The sequence below is a fragment of the Microbispora sp. CSR-4 genome (genome assembly GCF_008033685.1).
Classification (GTDB): Bacteria; Actinomycetota; Actinomycetes; order Streptosporangiales; family Streptosporangiaceae; genus Microbispora.
The window spans coordinates 1-22,466 of record NZ_VJVX01000071.1; the positions used below are offsets into that span (position 1 = coordinate 1).

Consider the following 22,466-nt stretch of genomic DNA (forward strand, 5'->3'; position numbering starts at 1 on the left):
CGGCCAGGCACACATCCACGTCATCGGGAAGCGGGGTCAGCGCCAGCTCTTGGGCCACCTCACGAACCGACCCCACCACCACCCACGACGACCGCACACCACCCCGCCCACGACCACCCGAATCGGAGGCACCTGCGCCCGCACCCGGGCCGGCCGCGCCAGTGCCGTTCGTGCCAGCAGCGTCCGCGCCATCGGCAGCACCACGCGCGGCACCAAAGCCAGCGCCAGCAGCGCCAGCAGCGTCCGGGCCACTGGTATCTGCACCGTCGGCAGCTCCACGCGCGGCATTCGCGCCAGCGCCGTTCGTGCCACCCACATTCGCACCGGCGGGAGCCGCGTCCTCGGCAGTCTCACGGGCGGCATTCGCGCCAGCGCCGTTAGCGCCACCCACATTCGCACCGGCGAATGCCGCACTGTCGGCGGCCCCACGCGCGGCGTGCGCGCGAGCGCCATCCGCGCCAGCGGCGTCCGCACCGGCGGCAGCCGCACGATCGGCAACCCCACAGGCGGCACGCGCGTCAGATCCCGCGCTGTCGGCGGTCCAACGCGCGGCGTTCGCGCCAGCGCCGTTCGTGCCAGCGGCATTCGCGCCGGCGGCGTCGGGGCCTGGGACGTCCACGCCGTCCGTGGTCTCGGTGCTGGGCGCGTTGGCGGGCTGCCGGGGCCCGAAGTTGATGATCGGGAAGGGCTCGCGGGCGGATGAGCCGTCGGACGACCACAGCGGCGAATTGGCGATCAGCCGGTCCCACCACTCACCGTCGTCAGGGCCATTCGAATGACGAAGGAGCTCAGGATCGATGTCGAACAGATCCATCACACCTCCTCACTCGATTCGAAATCCTGTTTGAATTATCTCTTACTCTCCTCACTCTTAGCAACCGGACGACCCGGTTCAGTTGGGGCCACAGACTTGCGGCGCAGCGGGCGTGGGAGAGCCCGGATGCGATGAGGACGGGGTAGAGCAGCCGGGATCGGCGGGGTCGCGCTGAGCACGCTCACCGCACCGCCGCACACTTACCGCAGCGGCCCGCACTCCCGCCCCGCGCTCACTGCGGCGCCTCGTAATCGCCACACCGCCCGCATTCCCGCCCCGCACCGACCGCACCGCCGCGTCGCCGCACTGTCCCGCGCCGACTACGACGCCGCGAGCTGAGCCCTGCGCACTCTCCGGAGCGCCCTGCTGCGGCATGACGAGCGGCGGCGCGCGTACGCGGAGCTTTGTGAACGCCACCGCGCTGCGGGAGAGAGAACGGCTACAGCGGTCGGCTATAGCCGGTCTTGGCGGGGCAGCACCACCTCGCGGGCCAGGAGGAGCAGGGCCGCCGCGAGCGGGATGCCGAGCAGGGCCCCGACGATGCCGAGGAGCGCCCCGCCGAGCAAAGCCCCGACGATGGTCGCCACGGGCGGCACGTCGACGGACGACTTGAACACCTTCGGGGAGATCCAGTAGTTCTCGACCTGCTGGTAGACGACGAAGAAGACCACGCAGGCGATGCCGACCTGTACGGAGGAGAGGAAGCCCACCCCGGAGGCCACGACCGCGCCGATGACCGCGCCGACCAGCGGGATCAGGTCGGTGACCGCGACGAAGATGGCCAGGGCGAGCGCGTACGGCACGTTCAGCATGGCCAGGAACAGGTAGGTCACCACACCGGCGATCAGCGAGATGATCAGGTTGCCCGCGACGTAGCCGCCGATCTGGTTGATGATCTCGTCCCCGAGCAGGCGGACCCGAGTGCGGCGTGAGCGGGGCACGAACCGGTAGGCCGTCTCCTTCATGGAGTTGAGCGACCCGAGGAAGTAGAGCGTGAGCACGAGCACGGTGAAGGCGCTGAACAGCGCGCTGATCACGACGCTCGCCACGCCGAGGAGGCCGCCGAACATCTGGGTGGCCAGCCCGCCGCCCGCGACGTACTGCTGGATCTTGTCGAGGATCTGGTAGCGCTCGTCCACCGAGCGGATGAGCGGGTGGTTCTGGAGCTGCTGCACGTAGTCGGGCAGGTGCCGGGCGAACCCGGTGGTCTGTTCGGTGAGGGGCGGCACGACCGCGAGCCCGAAGACCACGAAGAACGCGATGACCGACCCGAACACGATCGTGATCGCGAGGCGGCGGGACAGGTTGCTTCGCTGGAGCGCCTCGACCGCGGGATTGAGTCCGATGGCCAGGAACAGCGAGACCACGATCAGCACGATCGCCGAGCCCGCGCCGGCGATCGCCTGCACCAGGAGCCATGCGGTGAGCACGCCGAGCGCGCCGGTCAGGCCGAACATGAACGGGTTGCTGCGCAGCGGACGTCCCGGGAGGCCGAACGGCCGGTCGGACGCCACGGCACCGGCGGCACGGCCGACAACATCAGCACGGTCGGCGAAATCAGCACCGTCGGCACGATCGGCATGATCGGTGCGGTCGACGCCGGTCGGCTCCGGCGCCGGATCGGGCGTCATTTCCCCCTGGCCGGGGAGCGAGGGGAACACACTGGAGATGCCGCTTCCTGGGGACAGACCGCTGTCGGACACGCCTCTCCTGCTGCCCTATGAAGGTCACTTGACACGGATTTATCCGGACAAGTCCCGCAGATGGCGCTCGATCGCTCCGTTGACCTCGGCGCCCAGCAGCACGATCAGCGAAATACGGCCAGAGCGTGAGTACGGCCGCGACCGCGCCGTACGTCCAGCCGAAGCGGCCAAAGCGGCCGAAGCGGCCGAAGCCGGTCACGAAGATCGACAGACCGGCCGAGACCAGCACCAGGGCGGGCATGGCGAGCCCCAGGCCCCAGGCGACCGACCGCCACTGCGACTCGCGACGACTGCCGGGGACATGCCGCTAGAGCAGCGCCGGCCCCACCCCGATGAACAGGACGAGCGCCGCCCAGCGCGCCACAGAGACGGCGGCCCTGGCCACCCGGCCGCGGCCGAGGTGTTCCAGCACGACCGGGAACGCGGCGACGAGCGCGAGCAACACCGGCACTCCGGCGATCGCCGCGAGCGTGTAGAGCAGCGCCGGCAGGCGGGTGCCGATCGGGCCGTGGCTCTCCCTGCCTCCGAGCACCGCGTTCAGGCACCGCATGAGCGCCTGGACGGCCCTCGACGATGCCCACAGCAGGGCGACCAGCAGGTGGGCGACGGCCGCACCCGCCCGGCGATCGTCTTCCAGTGTTCCGCCGGCACTCTCATGACGCGAGGCGCCGATGCGACGCCCGGGCGGCCCACAGCAGCGCGGCGCCCGCGAAGTAGACGGCGAACCACACGGCGAAGCGGGCGGGGAGCATCGGCGCGGGCAGGCCCTGCGAGCCGGTGAGCGCCACACCGAGCAGGCCCGCGACGACCAGACCGGCTCCCGCCAGGGTCGCGGCCGACGTCGAGGCCCCCGCCCTCCCGGCGCTCGACGCCGGCAAAGCACCCCCGCGCCTCTCAACCGCGTGCCGTTCGAACCGGGCGAACACGGCGACGAGCACCGCGAGGGTCGCCGTCAGGAAAGCGATCCAGGGCACGCGCAGCAGCAGCCAGGCGGCCGATCCGGGAGGCGGCTGCGGCAGCAGGCCGGTGACATAGAGCGCGAGCACGGCGATCACGACGGCCGTCATGTGCCAGAGGAACACCGTCATGATCACGGAGTTGGCCGCGACGACGGCCGCCCACGGGCGCGTACGGCGCAGCAGGCGACCATCATGCTCGTGCAGGAGCAGTGCGACCCCCGTCTGCGCGACCGCGAGGGCGAGCAGCGCGAGCGTCGGCGGCGAGGTGTTCTGCAGGCGGGCGCCGGGGTCGGTCACCATGCTGACCGCGTACGGCCCCGGGACGGTGAGCAGCACCAGCGCCGCCAGGCCGCCCACGATCATGGGTACGGCCACGCGGGGCCGGGCGGACAGGGCTCCCTCCCGCCAGGCGATGCCGAGCTGGTAGACCGCCGCCCAGGCCAGCAGATAGTTGGCCGCGCCGAACACGCCGGGACCGCCGAGCAACCGGGCCGCGTCGCCGAACGCCACCGCCACCGCGAGAACCACGGGCACCGCGAGGCCCGCCCTGCGGTGCAGCGCGAGCAGGATCGGGGTGAGCAGGACGACCGTGACGTACGCGATGAGGAACCACAACGGCAGGCAGGCGAGCCAGACCGCCATGCCCACGGTGGCGGGGTCGGCGCCGAGGAGGAGCGCGAGCAGGGCCGCGCCGCCCAGCGTGAGCAGGAACGCCGTCGTCGGGCGGATCAGCCGGTCGGTGCGGGACAGGAACCATCCGATCGCGTCGCCGCCCCGCCGCCGGCAGGAGTCGAGCGAGGCGGCTCCCGCGAAGCCACCCACCAGGAAGAACACCGGCATGACCTGGAACAGCCAGGTGAGCGGCCTGGCCCAGGGGACGTACGCGAGGACCGTGTCGCCGCCGATGCGGTCGCGGTAGGTCACCACCACGGCAAGCCAGTGCCCGAGCACCACCAGCGCGATGGCGACGGCGCGCAGCAGGTCGATGTGACGGTCGCGGCCGGGCGGCGTGCGCTCCGCCGCACGTCGCAGGGGCGCGGACATCTAGTCGCTCTGGTGCTGCGGCTCGCTGATCTCCTTGACCACCGGCGTGAGCAGGTCGGCGCCGAGCTGGTGCATCTGGAGGAGCAGGTCGTCGACCGTCACCATGCCGACCACGCTCCCCTCGGCGGCCACCGGCAGCCTGCGGAAGGAGTGGCGGCGGAACACGTCGAAGGCCACCTCGACCTCGTCGTCCGCCTCCGCCATGACCACCTGCTCCGACATCACCTCGCCCACCGGCGTGTCCCCGCCCCTGTCCTGGGCGAGCACGCGTACGGCGAGGTCGCGGTCGGTCACCACGCCGGCGATGCCGGGCCCCTCCGACACCACGACGCAGCCGACGCCCGAGTAGTCCATGTGCCGCGCGACGTCCCGCACCGGCGTGATCGGCGGGACGACGACCACCGGCGTGGACATGACATCTTTGATCTTCATGCCGGCTCTCCCCTTCATACGGAAGTCCGCCCCGCTTAGTGACCTAATGCCCTATTTATCCCTCCAAGTCCGAATAAACGTGTAGGTGGAGGTGAACCATATGATCACGCTGAGCATCATCAAGGCAGACACAGGCGGGTTCGTCGGCCATTCCGCCGTCCATCCCCGGCTGATGGCCGAAGCACGGCGGGAGATCGAGCGGGCGAAGTCGTCCGGGCTCCTCATCGACGGCCACGCGGAAAGCTGCGGCGACGACATCTCGCTCATCCTGACCCACACGTACGGCCAGGAGGCGGGGCTGATCCACTCCTTCGCCTGGGACACCTTCCAGGCGACGACCCACCTCGCCAAGGAGCTCGGCCTGTACGGCGCCGGCCAGGACCTGCTGTCGGACGCCTTCTCCGGCAACCTGCGCGGCATGGGCCCGGGCTACGCGGAGCTGGAGTTCGAGGAGCGGCCGTCGGAACCGGTGCTGTGCTTCCTGGCGGACAAGACCGAGCCGGGCGCGTGGAACCTCCCGCTGTACAAGATGTTCGCCGACCCGTCCAACACCCCCGGGCTGGTGATCGACGAGAAGATGCACGCCGGGTTCGCGTTCGAGGTGTACGACCTGCGCGAGGACCGGCGCATCGTCTTCGACTGCCCGGCGGACCTGTACGACATGCTGATGTACATCGGCGCCCCGGCGCGCTACGTGATCCACAGCGTCCGTTCGAAGACGCTCGGCATGACCGCTGCGGCGACCAGCACCCAGCGGCTGTCGCTGATCGCCGGCAAGTACGTCGGCAAGGACGATCCCGTGATGATCGTGCGCTGCCAGTCGGGCCTGCCGGCCGTGGGCGAGGCGCTGGAGCCGTTCGCCTTCGCCCACTCGGTGGCGGGGTGCATGCGCGGCTCGCACCACGCGCCGCTGATGCCGGTGGCCACCGGGCAGGCGCACCCGTCGCGGTTCGACGGCCCGCCGCGGGTGGTCGCGCTCGGGTTCCAGATCAAGGACGGCAGGCTGATCGGCCCGCGTGACATGTTCGCCGACCCGGCGTTCGACGGAGCCCGGCGGCAGGCGAACGAGATCATGGACTACCTGCGCCGCCATGGGCCGTTCGAGCCGCACCGGCTGCCGCTGGAGGACCTGGAGTACACGACGATGACCTCTCTCACCAGGCGCCTGGCCCACCGCTGGACGCCGATCACGACCGAGGTCGCGACCCCGGTCGGATCCCGGCAGTGAAAAGGCCGGCGCCATGAAAGCCTCGGTCGGCGACCGTCTCATCGTCGAGAGCATCCACCGGGGGAAGGCGGGCCGCATCGGGATCGTGGTGGCGCTCTACCACACCGACGGCTCGCCCCCCTACCTGGTGAGATGGCTCGACGAGGAGCGGGAGACGCCGTGCTTCTACCCGGGACCGGACGCCCGGATCGAGCACCACGCGGAGCGGACGCCGGAAAGCCCTTAATCCTCCTCCGCGGCCCGCCGCAGGCACTCGACGACGTCCTCGTCGCTCGCCTGGGTGAAGTCCTCGTACCACGCGCCGATCGCGTAGAAGTGCTCCGGCGTCTCCAGGCAGACGACCTCGTCGGCGTCCCCGCGCATGCTCGCGATCGTCTCGGGGGCGCCCACCGGCACCGCGAGCACCACCCGGGAGGCCCCGTGCGCGCGGGCCACCTGACAGGCGGCGCGGGCCGTCCCGCCGGTCGCGATCCCGTCGTCCACCACGATCACCGTACGGCCTGCCAGGTCCACCGGCTTGCGGTCGCCCCGGAAGCGGCGGGCGCGCCGCTCCAGCTCGGCCCGTTCGCGCCGCTCCACCTCGGCCATCTCGTCGCGGGTGATGTTGGCGAGCCGTACGACGTCGGGGTTCAGCACCCGCACCCCGCCCTCGCCGATCGCGCCGAAGCCCAGCTCCGGCTGGTAGGGCACGCCCAGCTTGCGTACGACGATCACGTCCAGCGGGGCGCCGAGGGCCTTGGCGACCTCGTACGCCACGATCACGCCTCCCCTGGGCAGGCCGACGACGACCGCGTCCTCCATCCCGGGAAGTTTCCGTAACCGCTCACCCAGGCGCCGCCCGGCGTCATGACGATCGACGAACACGACATTCCCCCTGATTGTCGCCGCTGTCTTTCACCGTCGGCCACCTCCGCCGCTCGCGGTAGGGCCGAAGGACCCGGGGAAGACTTGAGGCATGTCCCAACCCGGAGAGATCGACGAGCTCAAAGCCAGACTCGACGCGACCGAACGGCAGGTGAGCACGCTCGCCGAGGCCGTACGGGTGCTCGCGGGCGGCCTGGAGGGCGGGCCGCTCGAGGATCCCGCGCAGTCCAGGCCCGAGCACGCCGCCCGGCTCGCCCACGAACTCCTGCTCGCGGCAGGACTGATCCGGCCCGAGGAGAGGGAAGGCCCATAGACTGTCGCCGTGACCTCGACCGACCGGGCCCTCGACGGAAACATTCCGCCTCAGAGGCTGACCGTGGCCGAGATCGCCCATCTGGCGGGAGTGTCCGCACCGACCGTGTCGCGGGTGCTCAACGGGCATGCGGGAGTCGCCCTGGCCACCCGGCAACGGGTGGAGGCGGTGTTACGGGAGCACGGATACCGGCGCCGTGACAGCGAGCCCGCGGCGATCATCGAGCTCGTCTTCCACGCCCTGGAGAGCCTGTGGGCGCTGGAGATCATCCAGGGCGTCGAGCAGGTCGCCAGGGAGCACGAGCTGGCCGTGGTGCTGACCGAGATGCAGGGCCGGCTCACCCCGGGCAGGGCGTGGACCGAACAGGTGCTGGCCCGCCGCCCCACCGGCGTCGTGGCGGTCTTCTCCGAGCTCACGGTGCAGCAGCAGTCGCAGCTCGCCACCCGCTCGATCCCTCTCGTCGTGCTCGACCCGACCGGCGAGCCGCTGCACGAGACCCCGTCGGTCGGCGCGACCAACTGGACCGGCGGGATGGCCGCGACCCGCCACCTGCTCGACCTCGGCCACCGCCGCATCGCGATGCTGAGCGGGCCGACGCAGTGGCCGTGCTGCCGGGCGCGGCTCGACGGCTACCGCGCCGCGATGGACGCGGCGGGCGTGCCCGTGGACCCCGCCCTCGTGCGGACCAGCACTCTTTATGTGGAGGGCGGCCTGCGCGACGGGACCGAGCTGCTGCGCCTGCCCGATCCCCCGACCGCCGTCTTCTGCTCCAACGACCTGCAGGCGCTCGGCATGTACGAGGCCGCCAGGCGGGCGGGGGTGCGCATCCCCGACGATCTGAGCGTGGTCGGGTTCGACGACCTGTCGTTCACCCAGTGGGCCGGGCCGCCCATGACGACCGTACGGCAGCCGCTCGTGCAGATGGGGGCGGCCGCCGCGCGGATGGTCCTGGCCCTCTCGGAGGGCGAGCGGCTCGAACAGCACCGGGTCGAGCTCGCCACCACCCTCGTCGTGCGGGACAGCACCGCACCACCGCGCCCAGGCGTGTAAGGCCGATGCGGGTAAGGCGATGGGCGGCCGACGCCGCACTCGGCGTGATCTTCGCCGTGGTGCTGGCCTTCTGGGCCGTCCGGATCGCCGACAGCTGGGGCGGCGGCTACTGGCGGTTCGACTGCGCCGCCGGTGCCGTGGTGTGCGCGATCGCCCTGGCCCGCCGGTTCGACCCGGCCCGGACGGCCGTGGCCGGTCTGGCCGTCGCCGCGACCGCCGTCCTGGCCGCGAGGTTCGCCGATCTGCCCAGTGAACCAGGTCCCGCGATGGCCCTCGGCCTGGCGGTGCTGGTCGGCACGGCGGTCAAAACGCTGCCGGTCCGTACGGCCTGTGCCGTGGCGGGCGGCGGGCTGGCCGTGGCCGCCGGGAGCCTGGTGACGGCGCACACGCTCGCCGCCGGGGTGCCCTCGGTCACCCTGATGAACGTCCTGGCCTGGGCCGCCGCCGTCGTGGCCGGGCTGTGCCCGCGGCTGCTCGACGCCCGCAGGCGGGCCGTGGCCGAGGGGGTGCGCCGGGCGGAACGGCTGCGGCTCGCCCGTGAGCTGCACGATGTCGTCGCCCATCACGTCACCGGCATCGTGCTGCAGGCCCAGGCCGCCCGGCTGGTCTCGCGGAAGAGCCCGGAGAAGGCGGGCGACGCGCTGGCCGACATCGAGGCCGCCGGGTCCGACGCGCTGGCCGCGATGCGCCGCGTCGTCGGCCTGCTGCGCGATCCGGACGAGCCGGCGGAAACGACCATGCCCGGCCGGCCGGGCGAGCTGGGCGAGCTGGTCGAGCGCTTCGAGGCGGGCGGCCGCACGGTGCGGCTGCGGCTGCCGGACGAGGAGGAGACGGCGGCGTGGCCGCCCGAGGTGGCCGCCACGGTCTATCGGGTCGTGCAGGAGTCGCTGACCAACATCTCCCGCCACGCCCCGCAGGCCCGCTCGGTCACGGTCGAGGTGGAACGCGACCGCGAGACGCTCACCGTCGAGGTCGCCGACGACTCGCCGCAGTGCCCCTCGCGGCACCACCAGCGCGGCGGATATGGCCTCAGCGGATATGGCCTCATCGGTATGCGTGAACGGGTCGAGGCGCTCGGCGGCACGCTGCGCGCCGGGCCGCGTCCCGGGTCCGGGTGGTCGGTGCTCGCCACGCTGCCCGTGCCCGTGTCCCCGCCGCGGCCCCGGCCTGCACGGGAGCGGGCCCGCTGATGACGATCAGGGTGCTGGTGGCCGACGACCAGGCGATGGTCCGCGGCGGCCTGCGGCTGATCCTGGAGGACCAGCCCGACATCGAGGTGGTGGCCGAGGCGGCCGACGGCGCGGAGGCCGTGGAGGCGGCCCGGCGGCTGCGGCCCGACGTCTGCCTGGTGGACGTGCGGATGCCCAAGCTCGACGGCATCGAGGTGACCCGGGCGCTGGCCGGGCCGGGCGTGCCCGACCCGCTGCGGGTGGTCGTGGTCACCACGTTCGACCTGGACGAGTACGTCTACGGCGCGTTGCGGGCGGGCGCGACCGGCTTCGTGCTGAAGGACTGCGGCCCCACCCTGCTCGTGGAGGCCGTGCGGGCCGCCCACCAGGGGGACGCGCTGGTCTCCCCTTCGGTCACCCTGCGGCTGCTGCGCCACCTGACGGCCCGGATGCCTGCCCCCGGCGGGGCGGACCACCCGCTCTCCAACCGGGAGCTCGAGGTCGTCAGGGCCGTGGCCCGGGGCCGTACGAACCAGGAGATCGCGGCCGAGCTGTTCATCTCACTGAGCACGGTCAAGGGCCACGTGGCCGGCATCCAGGCCAAGCTCGGCCTGCGCAACCGGGTCGAGATCGCGGCCTGGGCCTGGGAGAACCGCATCGCAGGCTCCTAATCCTCCGGTTTTGTCGCGTTTTGTCCCGTTTTGCCGGGGCAGAAGGGAGGCAGCCGAACACAAGGAGGGTGGCAGCATGGCCGTCAGCGGCATCATCTCCGCCATAATCATCGGACTCATCATCGGCGCTCTCGGCCGGCTGGTCGTGCCCGGGCGCCAGGCCATTCCCATCTGGATGACCATGATCATCGGTATCATCGCCGCTCTCATCGGCTCGGCGATCGCCAGGGGCCTGGGAGTCGCCAACACTCCCGGGATCGACTGGATCGAACTGATCATCCAGGTGGCCCTCGCCGCCGTCGGCGTCATGGCCGCCGTGGCGCTGTACCGCCGCAAAAGCGTCGGGTAGTTAGTCGGATAGTCAGCAGTCGATGGCCCCGGCATGGCCGGGGCCATCGACATGCCCGTACTGTCGTGGTCTTTGCGAAATCACCGACATCTGTTGATTCCCCCCGTCAGGGCGCGGCGTACGGTCGGTAACCAGGGGCTTCCCAGAGGGAAGACGCGAGACGGGGGAAGTGGTCCGCGATGGACCAGGCGGTCCTTGCACGTGTTCCGGAGGTGTTCGCCCGCCGCGTGGGGCCGGTGCTCGGCCTCGCCGACGAGGCCGACGTGGTGGCCAGGGCCTGCCACGCGATGGCGACGCGCTTCCACGGCGGCGGCAGGCTCATCGTCTTCGGCAACGGTGAGGCCGCCACCGACGCCCAGCACATCTCGGTGGAGTTCGTCCACCCGGTGATCGTGGGCAAGCGGGCGCTACCGTCGTTCTCCCTCACCAGCGACGTGGCGACGATCACGGGGGTGGCCGCGACGGCGGGCCTGGAAGAGGTCTTCGCGCACCAGCTCCGCCGTCTCGCCGCGCCGCGGGACATCGCACTCGGCATCTCCTGCGACGGCCGCTGCGCGAACGTGCTCAGGGGCCTGGAGACGGCGCATCGGCTCGGCCTGCTCACGCTGGCGCTGACCGGCGGCGACGACGGCGGCCCGATCGGGCGCAGCCCGGCCGTCGACCACGTCCTGATCGCGCGCTCCGCCGACCCCCGCGTGGTCAAGGAAGTGCACGTCACCACCTATCACGTCCTCTGGGAGCTGGTGCACGTCTTCTTCGAGCAGCCCGGCGTGCTGGATCCACGGGTCGTCGCATGAGCCGTCGCGTGAGTCGTCGCATGAGCTGCCATGACGAGACGTGCGTCACCTGCTCGGACGCGGCGGTCGCGGTGACCGTCGTACGGCTCCTGGAGCGCGACCTCGCCCTGGTCGACACCGGCCCCGGCAGGGAGCACCGCCGGGAGGTGGTCAGCGTCGCCCTGGTGGAGGCCGCGCCCGGCGACACCGTCCTGGTGCACGCCAAGGAGGCCATCGCAGTCGTGAGCGAGACGTGAGGGGGACCGGGCCGTGACCGAGGACATGGAGGCGCTCTACCCGTTCCTCTACTCCCAGTCCACCGACCTCGACGCGGTGATGTCATCCGTACGCCAGTCGACGGTGGAGAAGGTCGACGAGATCGTCACCCTGCGCCGTACGGTGCTCGAGCGCGACGGCGACCGGATCGCCGCCTGCGCGGAGGCGATGGCGGAGTCGTTCGCGGCGGGAGGCCGGCTGTTCGCGTTCGGCAACGGAGGCAGCTCGACCGACGCCCAGGACGTCGCCACGCTCTTCATGAACCCGGGCCGCATGAACGGGGGCGACGGGCGCCCGTTGCCGGCGTTCGCCCTCACGGCCGACATCGCGGTCGTGACGGCGCTGGCGAACGACATCGGTTTCGAGGTGGTCTTCGCCCGGCAGCTCGCGGCGTCCGCCTTCGCGGGGGACATCGCGCTCGGCCTGTCGACCAGCGGGAACTCGCGCAACCTCGTCGCCGCGTTCGAGGAGGCCGACCGGCGCGGCATGCTCACGGTCGGGCTGGCCGGCTACAGCGGCGGCCAGATGGCCGAGCTCGGCACCATCGACCACCTGTTCGTGGTGCCCTCGGCCTCGGTCCACCGGATCCAGGAGGCCCAGACGACCGTCTATCACGCGCTCTGGGAGCTCACCCAGCACGCCCTTGGCGAAGGCCGGTGACGACGATGACGGCTGACCAACAGCGAGAGCCCGTCCACATCCTGTGGATAAACGCCGGGCTGAGCTGCGACGGCGACTCGGTCGCGCTCACGGCCGCGACCCAGCCGAGCATCGAGGAGATCGTGCTCGGCGCGCTGCCCGGCCTGCCCAAGGTGGCGGTGCACTGGCCGCTGATCGACTTCGAGTGCGGCCCGACGCAGGGCGCCGACACCTTCATCGAGTGGTACTTCAAGGCCGACCGCGGTGAGCTGGAGCCGTTCGTGCTGGTCATCGAGGGTTCGATCCCCAACGAGTCGATCAAGCGCGAAGGCTACTGGTGCGGGTTCGGCAACAACCCCGACACCGGTCAGCCGATGACGACCAGCGAGTGGCTCGACCGCCTCGCGCCCAAGGCGACCGCCGTGCTCGCCGCCGGCACCTGCGCGACGTACGGCGGCATCCACGCGATGGCGGGCAACCCGACCGGGGCGATGGGCGTGGCCGACTACCTGGGCTGGGACTGGCGGTCGAAGGCCGGGCTGCCCATCGTCAACGTGCCCGGCTGCCCGGTCCACCCCGACAACCTGTCGGAGACGATCCTCTATCTGCTCTATCAGCTCGCCGGGCAGGCGCCGATGATCCCGCTGGACGACAAGCTGCGCCCTGCCTGGCTGTTCGGCCAGACCGTGCACGAGGGCTGCGACCGGGCGGGCTACTACGAGCAGGGCCAGTTCGCCACCGAGTACGGCTCGCCGACGTGCCTGGTGAAGATCGGTTGCTGGGGGCCGGTCGTGAAGTGCAACGTGCCCAAGCGCGGCTGGATCAACGGCGTCGGCGGCTGCCCCAACGTGGGCGGCATCTGCATCGCGTGCACGATGCCGGGCTTCCCCGACAAGTTCATGCCGTTCATGGACGAACCACCCGGTGCCCGCGTCTCGTCGACCGCGAGCACGGCGTACGGCACGGTGATCCGGACGCTGCGCGGCATCACGTTCAGGACGGTCGACAAAGAGCCGAAGTGGCGCACGAAGGGCCGCGAGCTGCTCACCGGTTACCAGGCCCCCTGGAGTGGATCATGACCCAGGAACGCGAACTGGTCGAGATGGCCTGGGACCCGATCACCCGGATCGTCGGGAGCCTCGGCATCTACGCGAAGGTCGACTTCGCCAACCGCGAGGTCGCCGAGTGTTACAGCACCTCGTCGGTGTTCCGCGGCTACAGCATCTTCATGAAGGGCAAGGACCCGCGCGACGCCCACTTCATCACCAGCCGCATCTGCGGGATCTGCGGCGACAACCACGCGACCTGCTCGGTGTACGCCCAGAACATGGCGTACGGCGTGTGCCCGCCGCCCATCGGCGAGTGGATCATCAATCTCGGCGAGGCGGCCGAGTACATGTTCGACCACAACATCTTCCAGGAGAACCTGGTCGGGGTCGACTACTGCGAGAAGATGGTCCGCGAGACCAACCCCGGCGTGCTGGCGCGGGCCGAACGCACCGAGGCCCCGCACGCGGCCGACCACGGCTATCGCACGATCGCCGACATCATGCGCTCGCTGAACCCGCTCGAGGGCGAGTTCTACCGCGAGGCGCTGGCGATGAGCCGCACCACCCGCGAGATGTTCTGCCTGATGGAGGGCAGGCACGTGCATCCCTCCACGCTCTACCCCGGAGGGGTGGGGACCGCGGCGACCGTGCAGGTCTTCACCGACTACCTCACCCGGCTGATGCGGTACGTCGAGTTCATGAAGCGGGTCGTCCCGATGCACGACGACCTGTTCGACTTCGTCTACGAGGCGATGCCCGGCTACGAGCAGGTGGGCCGGCGGCGCGTGCTGCTCGGCTGCTGGGGCAGCTTCCAGGATCCCGAGCACTGCACCTTCGAATACCGCACCATGAACGCCTGGGGCCGGAAGATGTTCGTCACCCCGGGCATCGTGGTGGACGGGAAGCTCGTCACCAACGACCTGGTGGACATCAACCTCGGCATCCGCATCCTGCTGGGCAGCTCCTACTACGACGACTGGGCCGGCCAGGAGCCGTTCGTCACCGAAGACCCGCTGGGCAACCCGGTGGACATCCGCCACCCGTGGAACCAGCACACGATCCCGCACCCGCAGAAGCGGGACTTCGGCGACAAGTACAGCTGGGTGATGTCGCCGCGCTGGTTCGACGGGCGCGACCTGCTCGCGCTCGACACCGGCGGCGGCCCGCTCGCCCGCCTGTGGGTCACCGCCCTGTCGGGCCTCGTGGACATCGGCTACGTCAGGTCCACCGGCCACAGCGTGGAGATCAACCTGCCGAAGACGGCTACCCGGCCGGAGCGGACGTTCGAGTGGCGCATTCCGCAGTGGAACGGCGAGCCGCTGTCCAACGCGATCGAGCGCAACCGGGCCAGGACGTACTTCCAGGCGTACGCCGCCGCGTGCGCACTGCACTTCGCGGAGCGGGCGCTGGGCGAGGTCCGCCAGGGGCACACCCAGACCTGGTCGCCGTTCACCGTGCCCGACGACGCGATCTCCTGCGGCTTCACCGAGGCCGTGCGGGGCGTGCTGTCGCACCACATGGTGATCAGGGACGGGAAGATCGCCAACTATCACCCGTACCCGCCGACGCCGTGGAACGCCAGCGTGCGCGACTCGTACGGCACGCCGGGGCCGTACGAGGACGCGGTGCAGAACACGCCGATCTTCGAGGAGAACCCGCCGGAGAGCTTCAAGGGCATCGACATCATGCGCACCGTCCGCAGCTTCGACCCGTGCCTGCCCTGCGGCGTCCACATGTATCTCGGCCGGGGAAAGCAGTTGCGCGTGGTGCACAGCCCGCACGCGTTCCCGGGGACGCCATGACCCACAAGGCCATGACGTACGACGTCGCCGCCACCGGGGAGCGCATCGAGCTGTTGCTCGGCGCGCTGACGGACGGCGGGGCCCGCACCACCGCCGAGGAGCTCGTGCGGGAGATCGTCGGCCTGTACGGCGCGGGCCTCGAACGGGTCATGGCGATCGTCACCGAGACCGGGGCGGCCGGCACGCTGCGCGCGCTGGTGGACGACCCGCTGGTCTCGGGCCTGCTCGTGCTGCACGACCTGCACCCGCTAACCACCGCCGAGCGGGTGCGGGCCGCACTCGACGGCCACCCGCATGGTCGCGGGGCCGAGCTGCTGGGCGTGGAGGACGGCGTCGTACGGCTGCGCCTGGAGGGGGCCTGCGGCTGCCCCTCGTCACGGGCGGCCGTCACCGAGTCGATCGAGCGCGCCATCGCCCGGGTGGCCCCCGAGGTGACGCGGGTCGACGTGGAGAGCGCCGAGGCCAGGCCGCTGCTGCAGATCGGCAGGCGCCCGTCATGAGCACCGGCCTGCGCCGCTTCCGCTCCTCCCGGGCCGAGACGGCCCGAGCCAAGGCGGTGGAGCGGTGCGAGATGTGCGCCGAACCCCTGGAGGCCGGGCACGGGCACGTCGTCGACCTGGAGACCCGGGCCTTGGTGTGCGCCTGCCGGGGCTGCCGCCTGCTGTTCGTCCGCCGGGGGCGCTATCGCGCCGTGCCCGATCGCTTCCGCTACGCGCCGTCCTTCCGGGTCTCCCCCGCCGACTGGGACGAGCTGGGCATCCCGGTGCGTACGGCGTTCTTCTTCCGCAACTCCTCACTCGGCCGGACCGTGGCCTTCTATCCCAGCCCTGCCGGGGCGACCGAATCGCTGCTCCCACTCGCCACCTGGGAACGGGTGCTCGCGGCCAACCCGGAGCTGGCGGACGCCGAGCCCGACGTCGAGGCCCTGCTGGTGGACCGGGCCCCCGACGGCTCGTTCTCCTGCCATCTCGTGCCGATCGACGCCTGCTATCGGCTCGTCGGCCTCGTGAGGCTGCACTGGAAGGGCTTCGACGGCGGGCGGGAGGCGTGGGAGGCCATCGACGGCTTCTTCGCCGCCCTGCGCCGGCGGGCCCGTGTTCTGAAGGAGGTTTGACCTTGCACGACGGTCTCCGCTTCGACTGCCTGGACGCCCGGCCCGAGCCGTACGCGGCCTCGCCCACGCTCGTCTTCCGCCTGCGCGTCACCGACCCCGCCCCCGAGGGCGTCCACGCCATCGCGCTGCGCTGCCAGATCAGGATCGAGCCGCACCGCAGGCCGTACGGGCCGAGGGAGGCGGCGCTGCTTGCGGACCTGTTCGGCGCGCCGTCCCGGTGGGGTGACACGTTGCGGCCGGTGCAGTTCGCCATGGCGCAGGCGATGGTGCCCGCCTTCACCACGAGCACCGAGATCGACCTGCCCGTGCCGTGCGGATATGACCTGGAGGTGGCCGCGGGCCGATATTTCGCCTCGCTGGACGACGGCGAGATCCCGCTGCTGCTGCTGTTCAGCGGCACCGTGCTGGCCCGCTCGGGCGGCGGGGTGAGCATGCGGCAGATCCCCTGGGACTGCGAGACCCGCCACCGCCTGCCGGTCGCGGTGTGGCGCGAGACGATCGACACCGCCTTCCCCGGCTCGGGGTGGCTGCGGCTGCGCCGCGACACCGTACGCGAACTTCTCCGCTTCAAGTCCGAACGGGTCCTCGCCACGGTGGACGAAGCGGTCGATGCCCTCCTGAAGGAAGCGCGCATGAAGGAGGGAGCACGGTGACCGTGCCGATGGAGGCGGCCCGCCGCGTCGCGGACGCCGTGCTGTACGAGGGCTACCTGCTCTATCCCTATCGCGCCTCGGCCGCCAAGAACCGCATGCGCTGGCAGTTCGGCGTGCTCGTGCCGCCGAACTACCCCGGCGAGCCGTCGGGCAGCGCGACCGAGTGCCTTCTCGAGGCCCCCGGAGACGCCCGGATCGACGTGCGGCTGCGGTTCCTGCACGTCAGGAGCAGGACGGTCGAGCGGGAGGAGGACGACGGCTACTGGCCCGTGCCGAAGCTGACCGTCGGCGGACGCGACTACCTCAGCTTCGACGAGGCCACCGAGCGGGAGGCCCGCACCACGGTGTCCCTGGCCCGCGTGACGGCCAGGCCCTGCACGATCGAGGTCCAGGTGCTGGCCGACCGCGTCATCGAGAACATCGCGGGCCCCGGCGGCGAGCGGACCGGCCGGATCGTCTGCGAGCACCAGCCGCTCGACGCGGAGCTGCGGATCTCCGCCGAGCGGCTGCCCGGGCCGTACGGGCTGGTGCGGCTGCGGGTCGAGGTGGAGAACACCTCCCACTGGGAGCGGGCGGACGCGCCGCGCGAGGAGGCCCTGCGCCGTTCGCTGGTCGCCGCCCACCTGCTGATCGGGGTGAGCGGAGGGGCGTTCGTCTCGCTGCTCGACCCGCCGATGTGGGCCGAGGCGGCGGCGCGGCAGTGCCGCAACGAGAACACCTGGCCGGTGCTGGTGGGCGAGGCCGGCCGCCGCGACGTCGTGCTGTCCTCGCCGATCATCCTGTACGACCACCCGGCCATCGCGCCGGAGAGCCCGGGCGACCTGTTCGACTCGACGGAGATCGACGAGCTGCTCACGCTGCGCACGCTGACCCTGACCGAGGAGGAGAAGCGGGAGGCGCGGGTCACCGACCCGCGTGCCGCCGAGATCCTCGAACGGGCCGCCGACCTGCCGCCGGAGCTGCTCGAACGGCTCCACGGCGCCATCCGTCACCTGGAGGTCCCCGCGCGGACGACGCCCGACGACGAGTCCGTGACCGTGGGCGGGGTGCGGATCGCCAGGGGCAGCCGGGTGCGGCTGCGGCCGGGCCACCGCCGCGCCGACGCGCAGGACATGTTCCTGGCCGGGCGGACCGCCCTGGTCGAGGCGGTGTTCCTCGATGTGGACGGCGTGCGCCACCTGGCCGTCACGCTGGAGGACGATCCCGGCTCCGACCTGCAGCGCGAGCAGCGGCGGTTCTTCTATTTCGCGCCGGCCGAGGGGGAACCCCATGAAGACCGGCATGAGAACACTGGTGGCCGGCGTGGGGAACGTCTTCCTCGGCGACGACGGCTTCGGCGTGGCGGTGGCCCGCCGCCTCACCGCCGCCGGGGTGCCCGACGGGGTGCGGGTCGGCGACTTCGGCATCCGCGGCATCCACCTCGCCTACGAGCTGACCTCGGGATACGACCTCACGATCCTCGTCGACGCGGTGCCGTCGGGGCTGGCCCCCGGCACGCTCAGCGTCGTGGCGCCGGCCTGCCCGGACGCGGAGCGGGCCTTCGTGGACGCGCACGCGATGACGCCCGAGGCGGTGCTCACCCTGGCCTCCGGGCTCGATCTCCCGTGGGGCGGCAGGGTCCTGCTCGTCGGCTGCGAGCCTGCCGACGTGACGCCGGGGATGGACCTGAGCCCGCCGGTCGCGGCGGCCGTCCCCGAGGCCGCCGACCTCGTGCTCGCACTCATCACGCACGAGTTCGCGAAGGAGGCGGGGAGATGAAGGGGTTGGAGGGATGAAGGGGTTGGGGGGATGAAGGGGTTGGGGAAATGCTGAAACGCCTGGTCCTCATGTTGGTGGCAGCCCTGGTGGCCGCGCTGGTCGTCCAGTCGCTGCCCGACATCCGGCGCTATCTGCGGATCAGAAGGATGTGACCCTGATGCACGAGTTCGGGATCGCCGAGGCCGTGCTCGAGGCCGTGGAGCGCCGGGCCAAGGGCAGGCGGGTGCGCCGGGCCCGGGTGCGGGCGGGCGCGCTGCTGCGCATCGCCCCGCAGGCCCTCGACCAGGCGTTCTGCCTGGCCTCCGCGGGCACGGTCGCCGAGGGTGCGGCGCTCGACCTGGTCGTCGAGCCCGTACGGCTCATCTGCCGGGGCTGCGGGCACTCCGCCCTGTGCGCCGACCCGCTCACGATCTGCGGCCTGTGCGGCGGGATCGACATCGACAGCGAGGGCGGGGACAGCCTCGTCCTCGAATCCGTCCAGCTCGACCCCGGCGCCACTGCGGAGGTGTCCTATGTGCCTGGGCATTCCGGGCGAGATCGTGGAGATCCCGCCCGGTCAGACTGACCTCGCCAGGGTCGACGTGAGCGGGGTGCGGCGGGTCGTCAACATCGGCCTGCTGGACGGTCAGCCGCTGCGGCCAGGCGACTGGGTCCTGATCCACGTCGGCTTCGCGCTGTCGAAGATCGACGAGGCCGAGGCCAGGGCCGCGCTGGAGTTCCTGGAGGGCATCGGCCAGGCGTACGAGGACGAGCTGGCGGCGCTGCGTGACTCGTCCATAGAGAGGTGAAGGACCCATGCGCTTCGTCGACGAGTATCGCGACGCGGACAAGGCGCGGGCGCTGTCCGCCAGGATCGCGAGCCTGTGCGAGCCGGGCCGCACCTACAAGTTCATGGAGGTGTGCGGCGGTCACACCCACACCATCTACAAGCACGGGCTGGAGGACTACCTGCCCGAGACGATCACGCTGGTGCACGGCCCCGGGTGCCCGGTCTGCGTGATCCCGATGGGCCGCGTGGACGACGCGATCCACATCGCCGAGCAGCCCGACGTGATCATGACGTCGTTCGGGGACATGATGCGGGTGCCGGGCGGGCGGGGATCGTTCTTCGACTCCACGGCCCAGGGCGCCGACATCCGCATGGTCTACTCGCCGCTGGACGCGCTGAAGATCGCCCGCCGCGAGCCGGACCGCCGGGTGGTCTTCATGGCCATCGGGTTCGAGACCACCACGCCGTCGACCGCCATGACCGTGCTGCGGGCCGCGGCCGAGGACGTGCGGAACTTCTCGGTCTTCTGCAACCACGTGACGATCATTCCCGCGATCAAGGCGATCCTGGACTCGCCCGACCTGCGTCTCGACGGCTTCATCGGCCCCGGCCACGTCTCCACGATCATCGGCTGCCGGCCGTACGAGTTCATCGCCCGCGACTACGGCAGGCCGCTGGTCGTGGCGGGGGTCGAGCCGCTGGACATCCTCCAGTCGGTCTACATGCTGCTGCTCCAGCTCGCCGAGGGCCGGTCGGAGGTGGAGAACCAGTACGCCCGGGTCGTGCCGTGGGCGGGCAACGGCAAAGCCCTGCGGGCCATCACCGAGGTGATGGAGCTGCGGCCCTACTTCGAGTGGCGGGGCCTCGGCTTCATCTCGCACTCGGCGCTGCGCATGCGGGAGAAGTACGCGGCGTACGACGCGGAGCGGCTGTTCGACATCCCCGGCAACCGGGTGGCCGACCCCAAGGCGTGCCAGTGCGGCGAGGTGCTCAAGGGCGTGCTCAAACCGTGGGAGTGCAAGGTGTTCGGCACGGCCTGCACGCCGGAGACGCCGATCGGCACCTGCATGGTGTCATCCGAGGGCGCCTGCGCGGCCTACTACAACTTCGGCCGCTTCTCCCGGCAGCGGGTGAGGGAGGCCACGAGGTGACCGAGACCCGGGCGACCCGCGAGGAACAGGTCCTCGAACGCATCGACCGCGCCCGGCAGCGGAAGGCCCGCGTGCGCGAGGAGCACATCACGATGGCCCACGGCGCGGGCGGCAAGGCGACCCAGACGCTGATCGAGGCGGTGTTCCTCGACGCGTTCCGCAACCCGCTGCTCGAACCGCTGGAGGACGGCGCGGTCTTCGCCGCGGGCGGCGCGCGGCTCGCGTTCACGACCGACTCCTACGTGGTCTCCCCGCTGTTCTTCCCCGGCGGCGACATCGGCGACCTCGCCGTCAACGGCACCGTGAACGACCTTGCGGTGTGCGGGGCCCGGCCGCTGTACCTGTCGGCCGGTTTCGTCCTGGAGGAGGGCTTCCCGGTCGAGGACCTGCGGCGGATCAGCGCGTCGATGGCGCGGGCCGCCGCGGCGGCGGAGGTGTCGATCGTGACCGGGGACACCAAGGTGGTGCAGCGCGGCAAGGCCGACGGCTGCTACGTCACCACGGCCGGGGTCGGACTGCTGGAGCGGGATGCGCCTCTCGGTGTCGCGCACGCCCGGCCCGGCGACGCCGTCCTCGTGTCCGGCCCGATCGGCGAGCACGGCGTCACGATCATGCTGGCCCGGGGCGAGCTGGACATCGAGGCCGACGTGACGTCGGACACCGCCCCGCTCAACGGCCTGGTCACCGCCCTCCTGGCCGCCGTGGGCGGAAAGGTGCGGTGCCTGCGGGACGCGACCCGGGGCGGCGTGGCGACGATTTTGAACGAGATCGCCCGCGCCTCCGGCGTCGCCGTCGTGGTCGAGGAGGACGCGGTGCCCGTACGGCCCGCCGTACGCGGGGCCTGCGAGCTGCTGGGCATCGACCCGCTCTACGTGGCCTGCGAGGGCCGGATGGTCGTGGTCGTAGCCGGGGACGGAGACGGGGACGGGGACGGGGACGGGGACGGGGACGGGGACGGGGACGCGGAGGGGGGCGTTGCCGACGCCGCGCTCGCCGCGCTGCGGAGCCATCCGCTCGGCGAGGGCGCCGCGATCATCGGCCGCGTCCAGGACGACCCCCCGGGTCTGGTGCTGCTCAAGACCGCCTTCGGCGGCACCCGGATCGTCGACGTTCTGGTCGGCGACCCACTGCCCCGCATTTGTTAGACGGGCACGTTTGTCAGACGAGCACGTTGCCGCCGTCCACGGTCAGGACGGTTCCGGTGGCGAACGGCTCCGTCATCAGGAACAGATAGGCGCGGGCGATGTCCTCGACCTCGCCGACCCGCCCCGCCGGGATCGAGGCGCCGATGCCGGCGTACATCCGCTCGCGCTCCTCCTCTCCCATCGCCGACCACAGCGGCGACCGCACGAAGCCGGGCGACACGACGTTCACCCTGACGGGCGCGAGCTCGACGGCCAGCGCCTTCGTCAGCGCCTCCATGGCGCCGCAGATGCTCGCCGCGACCGCCCAGCCCGGGCCCGGCCGGTCCTTGGCGATGCCGGTCGTGAGGGTGATCGAGCCGTCCTTGCGCAGGTACGGCAGGGCGGCGCGGACCGCCCCCAGCGCGCCGAAGTAACGCAGCCCGAAGAAGTCGCGTGCCGCGTCGAGGTCGAGCGTGTCCACCGGCATCATCGGCAGCGGCTCACCGGCCGTGTAGACGAGGTGGGAGAACTCGCCCAGGTCCTCGAAGAGCCGGCCCACGGCCCGCGCGTCGGTGAGGTCGGCGACCCGGCCCTCGCAGCCGTCCGGCAGCAGGCTCAGCGCCCGCTCGACGCTGGAAGGCCTGCTGGAGGCGACCGTGACCACGGCGCCCTGTCGCGCGGCCGACTCCGCGGTGGCCAGTCCGATGCCCGATGTGCCGCCGAGCACGACGACGCGCTGCCCCTGCAGATCCATGACTC

28 protein-coding genes and 1 pseudogene are annotated in these 22,466 nt (G+C 71.5%); 20 read left to right on the plus strand and 9 right to left on the minus strand.

The window, feature by feature from the left end; translation table 11 throughout:
- The 5 genes and pseudogenes from FLV34_RS34825 to FLV34_RS34845 all read right to left on the minus strand — a co-directional run.
- A pseudogene (locus tag FLV34_RS34825) lies at positions 1 to 814 on the minus strand (hypothetical protein); the annotation flags it as partial.
- Between the two features lie 452 nt (positions 815 to 1,266).
- Entirely contained in the window at positions 1,267 to 2,517 is a 1,251-nt protein-coding gene (locus FLV34_RS34830) for an AI-2E family transporter (RefSeq protein ID WP_261986013.1), read from the minus strand.
- A 307-nt stretch (positions 2,518 to 2,824) separates the two neighbouring features.
- Complete coding sequence (locus FLV34_RS40910) at positions 2,825 to 3,190, minus strand: YhjD/YihY/BrkB family envelope integrity protein (RefSeq protein WP_328710925.1); 366 nt, start codon at positions 3,188 to 3,190, stop codon at positions 2,825 to 2,827.
- Positions 3,171 to 4,520 carry an acyltransferase gene (locus FLV34_RS34840; RefSeq protein ID WP_147945122.1) on the minus strand — a complete coding sequence of 450 codons (1,350 nt, stop codon included), beginning with the start codon at positions 4,518 to 4,520 and terminating at the stop codon, positions 3,171 to 3,173. The genes FLV34_RS40910 and FLV34_RS34840 overlap by 20 nt, the downstream gene beginning before the upstream one ends.
- Positions 4,521 to 4,952 carry a CBS domain-containing protein gene (locus tag FLV34_RS34845; protein ID WP_142651942.1) on the minus strand — a complete coding sequence of 144 codons (432 nt, stop codon included), beginning with the start codon at positions 4,950 to 4,952 and terminating at the stop codon, positions 4,521 to 4,523.
- 100 nt (positions 4,953 to 5,052) lie between these two features.
- On the opposite strand from FLV34_RS34845, the gene fbp reads away from it, so the two are divergent.
- Both fbp and FLV34_RS34855 read left to right on the plus strand, forming a co-directional pair.
- The gene (gene fbp / locus FLV34_RS34850; RefSeq protein ID WP_142651943.1) at positions 5,053 to 6,180 is read left to right on the plus strand and encodes a fructose-1,6-bisphosphate aldolase/phosphatase; all 1,128 of its coding nucleotides are present in this window, start codon (positions 5,053 to 5,055) and stop codon (positions 6,178 to 6,180) included.
- Positions 6,181 to 6,193: 13 nt separating this feature from the next.
- Positions 6,194 to 6,406, plus strand: a complete 213-nt coding sequence (locus tag FLV34_RS34855; protein ID WP_147945123.1) for a DUF1918 domain-containing protein — start codon at positions 6,194 to 6,196, stop codon at positions 6,404 to 6,406.
- On the opposite strand, the gene FLV34_RS34860 is transcribed toward FLV34_RS34855, so the two are convergent.
- Positions 6,403 to 6,981, minus strand: coding sequence for a phosphoribosyltransferase (locus FLV34_RS34860; RefSeq protein WP_142651944.1), 579 nt, complete (start codon positions 6,979 to 6,981; stop codon positions 6,403 to 6,405). The genes FLV34_RS34855 and FLV34_RS34860 overlap by 4 nt on opposite strands.
- Before the next feature lie 154 nt (positions 6,982 to 7,135).
- Between FLV34_RS34860 and FLV34_RS34865 the strand changes: the two genes are divergently transcribed.
- The 13 genes from FLV34_RS34865 to FLV34_RS34925 all read left to right on the plus strand — a co-directional run bounded on the left by FLV34_RS34865 (position 7,136) and on the right by FLV34_RS34925 (position 16,905).
- Positions 7,136 to 7,357: a hypothetical protein gene (locus FLV34_RS34865; protein ID WP_142651945.1), complete on the plus strand. Its 222-nt coding sequence runs from the start codon at positions 7,136 to 7,138 to the stop codon at positions 7,355 to 7,357.
- A 9-nt stretch (positions 7,358 to 7,366) separates the two neighbouring features.
- A complete protein-coding gene (locus FLV34_RS34870) occupies positions 7,367 to 8,407 on the plus strand; it encodes a LacI family DNA-binding transcriptional regulator (protein ID WP_142651946.1) in 1,041 nt (346 codons plus the stop codon).
- Positions 8,408 to 8,412: 5 nt separating this feature from the next.
- Positions 8,413 to 9,597, plus strand: a complete 1,185-nt coding sequence (locus FLV34_RS34875) for a sensor histidine kinase (protein ID WP_142651947.1) — start codon at positions 8,413 to 8,415, stop codon at positions 9,595 to 9,597.
- The gene (locus tag FLV34_RS34880) at positions 9,597 to 10,247 is read left to right on the plus strand and encodes a response regulator transcription factor (protein WP_142651948.1); all 651 of its coding nucleotides are present in this window, start codon (positions 9,597 to 9,599) and stop codon (positions 10,245 to 10,247) included. The genes FLV34_RS34875 and FLV34_RS34880 overlap by 1 nt, the downstream gene beginning before the upstream one ends.
- Positions 10,248 to 10,323: 76 nt before the next feature.
- Positions 10,324 to 10,596, plus strand: coding sequence for a GlsB/YeaQ/YmgE family stress response membrane protein (locus tag FLV34_RS34885; RefSeq protein WP_142651949.1), 273 nt, complete (start codon positions 10,324 to 10,326; stop codon positions 10,594 to 10,596).
- A 179-nt stretch (positions 10,597 to 10,775) separates the two neighbouring features.
- The gene (locus tag FLV34_RS34890) at positions 10,776 to 11,393 is read left to right on the plus strand and encodes an SIS domain-containing protein (protein ID WP_142651950.1); all 618 of its coding nucleotides are present in this window, start codon (positions 10,776 to 10,778) and stop codon (positions 11,391 to 11,393) included.
- Between the two features lie 20 nt (positions 11,394 to 11,413).
- Positions 11,414 to 11,629 carry a HypC/HybG/HupF family hydrogenase formation chaperone gene (locus FLV34_RS34895; RefSeq protein ID WP_205831165.1) on the plus strand — a complete coding sequence of 72 codons (216 nt, stop codon included), beginning with the start codon at positions 11,414 to 11,416 and terminating at the stop codon, positions 11,627 to 11,629.
- A 13-nt stretch (positions 11,630 to 11,642) separates the two neighbouring features.
- The gene (locus tag FLV34_RS34900; protein WP_260617536.1) at positions 11,643 to 12,308 is read left to right on the plus strand and encodes an SIS domain-containing protein; all 666 of its coding nucleotides are present in this window, start codon (positions 11,643 to 11,645) and stop codon (positions 12,306 to 12,308) included.
- Between the two features lie 5 nt (positions 12,309 to 12,313).
- Entirely contained in the window at positions 12,314 to 13,366 is a 1,053-nt protein-coding gene (locus FLV34_RS34905; protein ID WP_147945124.1) for a hydrogenase expression protein HypE, read from the plus strand.
- Complete coding sequence (locus tag FLV34_RS34910) at positions 13,363 to 15,138, plus strand: nickel-dependent hydrogenase large subunit (protein ID WP_147945125.1); 1,776 nt, start codon at positions 13,363 to 13,365, stop codon at positions 15,136 to 15,138. The genes FLV34_RS34905 and FLV34_RS34910 overlap by 4 nt, the downstream gene beginning before the upstream one ends.
- Positions 15,135 to 15,638, plus strand: a complete 504-nt coding sequence (locus tag FLV34_RS34915) for a NifU family protein (RefSeq protein WP_142651954.1) — start codon at positions 15,135 to 15,137, stop codon at positions 15,636 to 15,638. Before FLV34_RS34910 ends, FLV34_RS34915 begins: the two co-directional genes overlap by 4 nt.
- Positions 15,635 to 16,252: a DUF5947 family protein gene (locus FLV34_RS34920; protein ID WP_142651955.1), complete on the plus strand. Its 618-nt coding sequence runs from the start codon at positions 15,635 to 15,637 to the stop codon at positions 16,250 to 16,252. The genes FLV34_RS34915 and FLV34_RS34920 overlap by 4 nt, the downstream gene beginning before the upstream one ends.
- Before the next feature lie 2 nt (positions 16,253 to 16,254).
- Positions 16,255 to 16,905, plus strand: a complete 651-nt coding sequence (locus FLV34_RS34925) for a DUF6084 family protein (RefSeq protein ID WP_142651956.1) — start codon at positions 16,255 to 16,257, stop codon at positions 16,903 to 16,905.
- Between the two features lie 298 nt (positions 16,906 to 17,203).
- Here the strand turns inward: FLV34_RS34925 and FLV34_RS41950 are convergent, their stop codons facing one another.
- Both FLV34_RS41950 and FLV34_RS41955 read right to left on the minus strand, forming a co-directional pair.
- Positions 17,204 to 17,890: a hypothetical protein gene (locus FLV34_RS41950; protein WP_222709738.1), complete on the minus strand. Its 687-nt coding sequence runs from the start codon at positions 17,888 to 17,890 to the stop codon at positions 17,204 to 17,206.
- Between the two features lie 3 nt (positions 17,891 to 17,893).
- Complete coding sequence (locus tag FLV34_RS41955; RefSeq protein WP_222709739.1) at positions 17,894 to 18,094, minus strand: hypothetical protein; 201 nt, start codon at positions 18,092 to 18,094, stop codon at positions 17,894 to 17,896.
- Between the two features lie 92 nt (positions 18,095 to 18,186).
- Here FLV34_RS41955 and FLV34_RS34935 point away from each other — a divergent pair, with 92 nt between their 5' ends.
- The 5 genes from FLV34_RS34935 (at position 18,187) to hypE (ending at position 21,728) form a co-directional block, all read left to right on the plus strand.
- The gene (locus FLV34_RS34935; RefSeq protein WP_142651957.1) at positions 18,187 to 18,663 is read left to right on the plus strand and encodes a hydrogenase maturation protease; all 477 of its coding nucleotides are present in this window, start codon (positions 18,187 to 18,189) and stop codon (positions 18,661 to 18,663) included.
- A gap of 157 nt (positions 18,664 to 18,820) precedes the next feature.
- A complete protein-coding gene (locus tag FLV34_RS34940; RefSeq protein ID WP_142651958.1) occupies positions 18,821 to 19,228 on the plus strand; it encodes a hydrogenase maturation nickel metallochaperone HypA in 408 nt (135 codons plus the stop codon).
- The gene (locus FLV34_RS34945; RefSeq protein ID WP_312845790.1) at positions 19,203 to 19,451 is read left to right on the plus strand and encodes a HypC/HybG/HupF family hydrogenase formation chaperone; all 249 of its coding nucleotides are present in this window, start codon (positions 19,203 to 19,205) and stop codon (positions 19,449 to 19,451) included. Before FLV34_RS34940 ends, FLV34_RS34945 begins: the two co-directional genes overlap by 26 nt.
- 7 nt (positions 19,452 to 19,458) lie before the next feature.
- Positions 19,459 to 20,583 carry a hydrogenase formation protein HypD gene (gene hypD / locus FLV34_RS34950; protein WP_147945126.1) on the plus strand — a complete coding sequence of 375 codons (1,125 nt, stop codon included), beginning with the start codon at positions 19,459 to 19,461 and terminating at the stop codon, positions 20,581 to 20,583.
- Positions 20,580 to 21,728 carry a hydrogenase expression/formation protein HypE gene (gene hypE, locus FLV34_RS34955; protein WP_147945127.1) on the plus strand — a complete coding sequence of 383 codons (1,149 nt, stop codon included), beginning with the start codon at positions 20,580 to 20,582 and terminating at the stop codon, positions 21,726 to 21,728. Before hypD ends, hypE begins: the two co-directional genes overlap by 4 nt.
- A 13-nt stretch (positions 21,729 to 21,741) precedes the next feature.
- Here hypE and FLV34_RS34960 read toward each other — a convergent pair whose 3' ends face one another.
- Positions 21,742 to 22,461 carry an SDR family oxidoreductase gene (locus FLV34_RS34960; protein WP_147945128.1) on the minus strand — a complete coding sequence of 240 codons (720 nt, stop codon included), beginning with the start codon at positions 22,459 to 22,461 and terminating at the stop codon, positions 21,742 to 21,744.
- Positions 22,462 to 22,466: the final 5 nt, after the last annotated feature.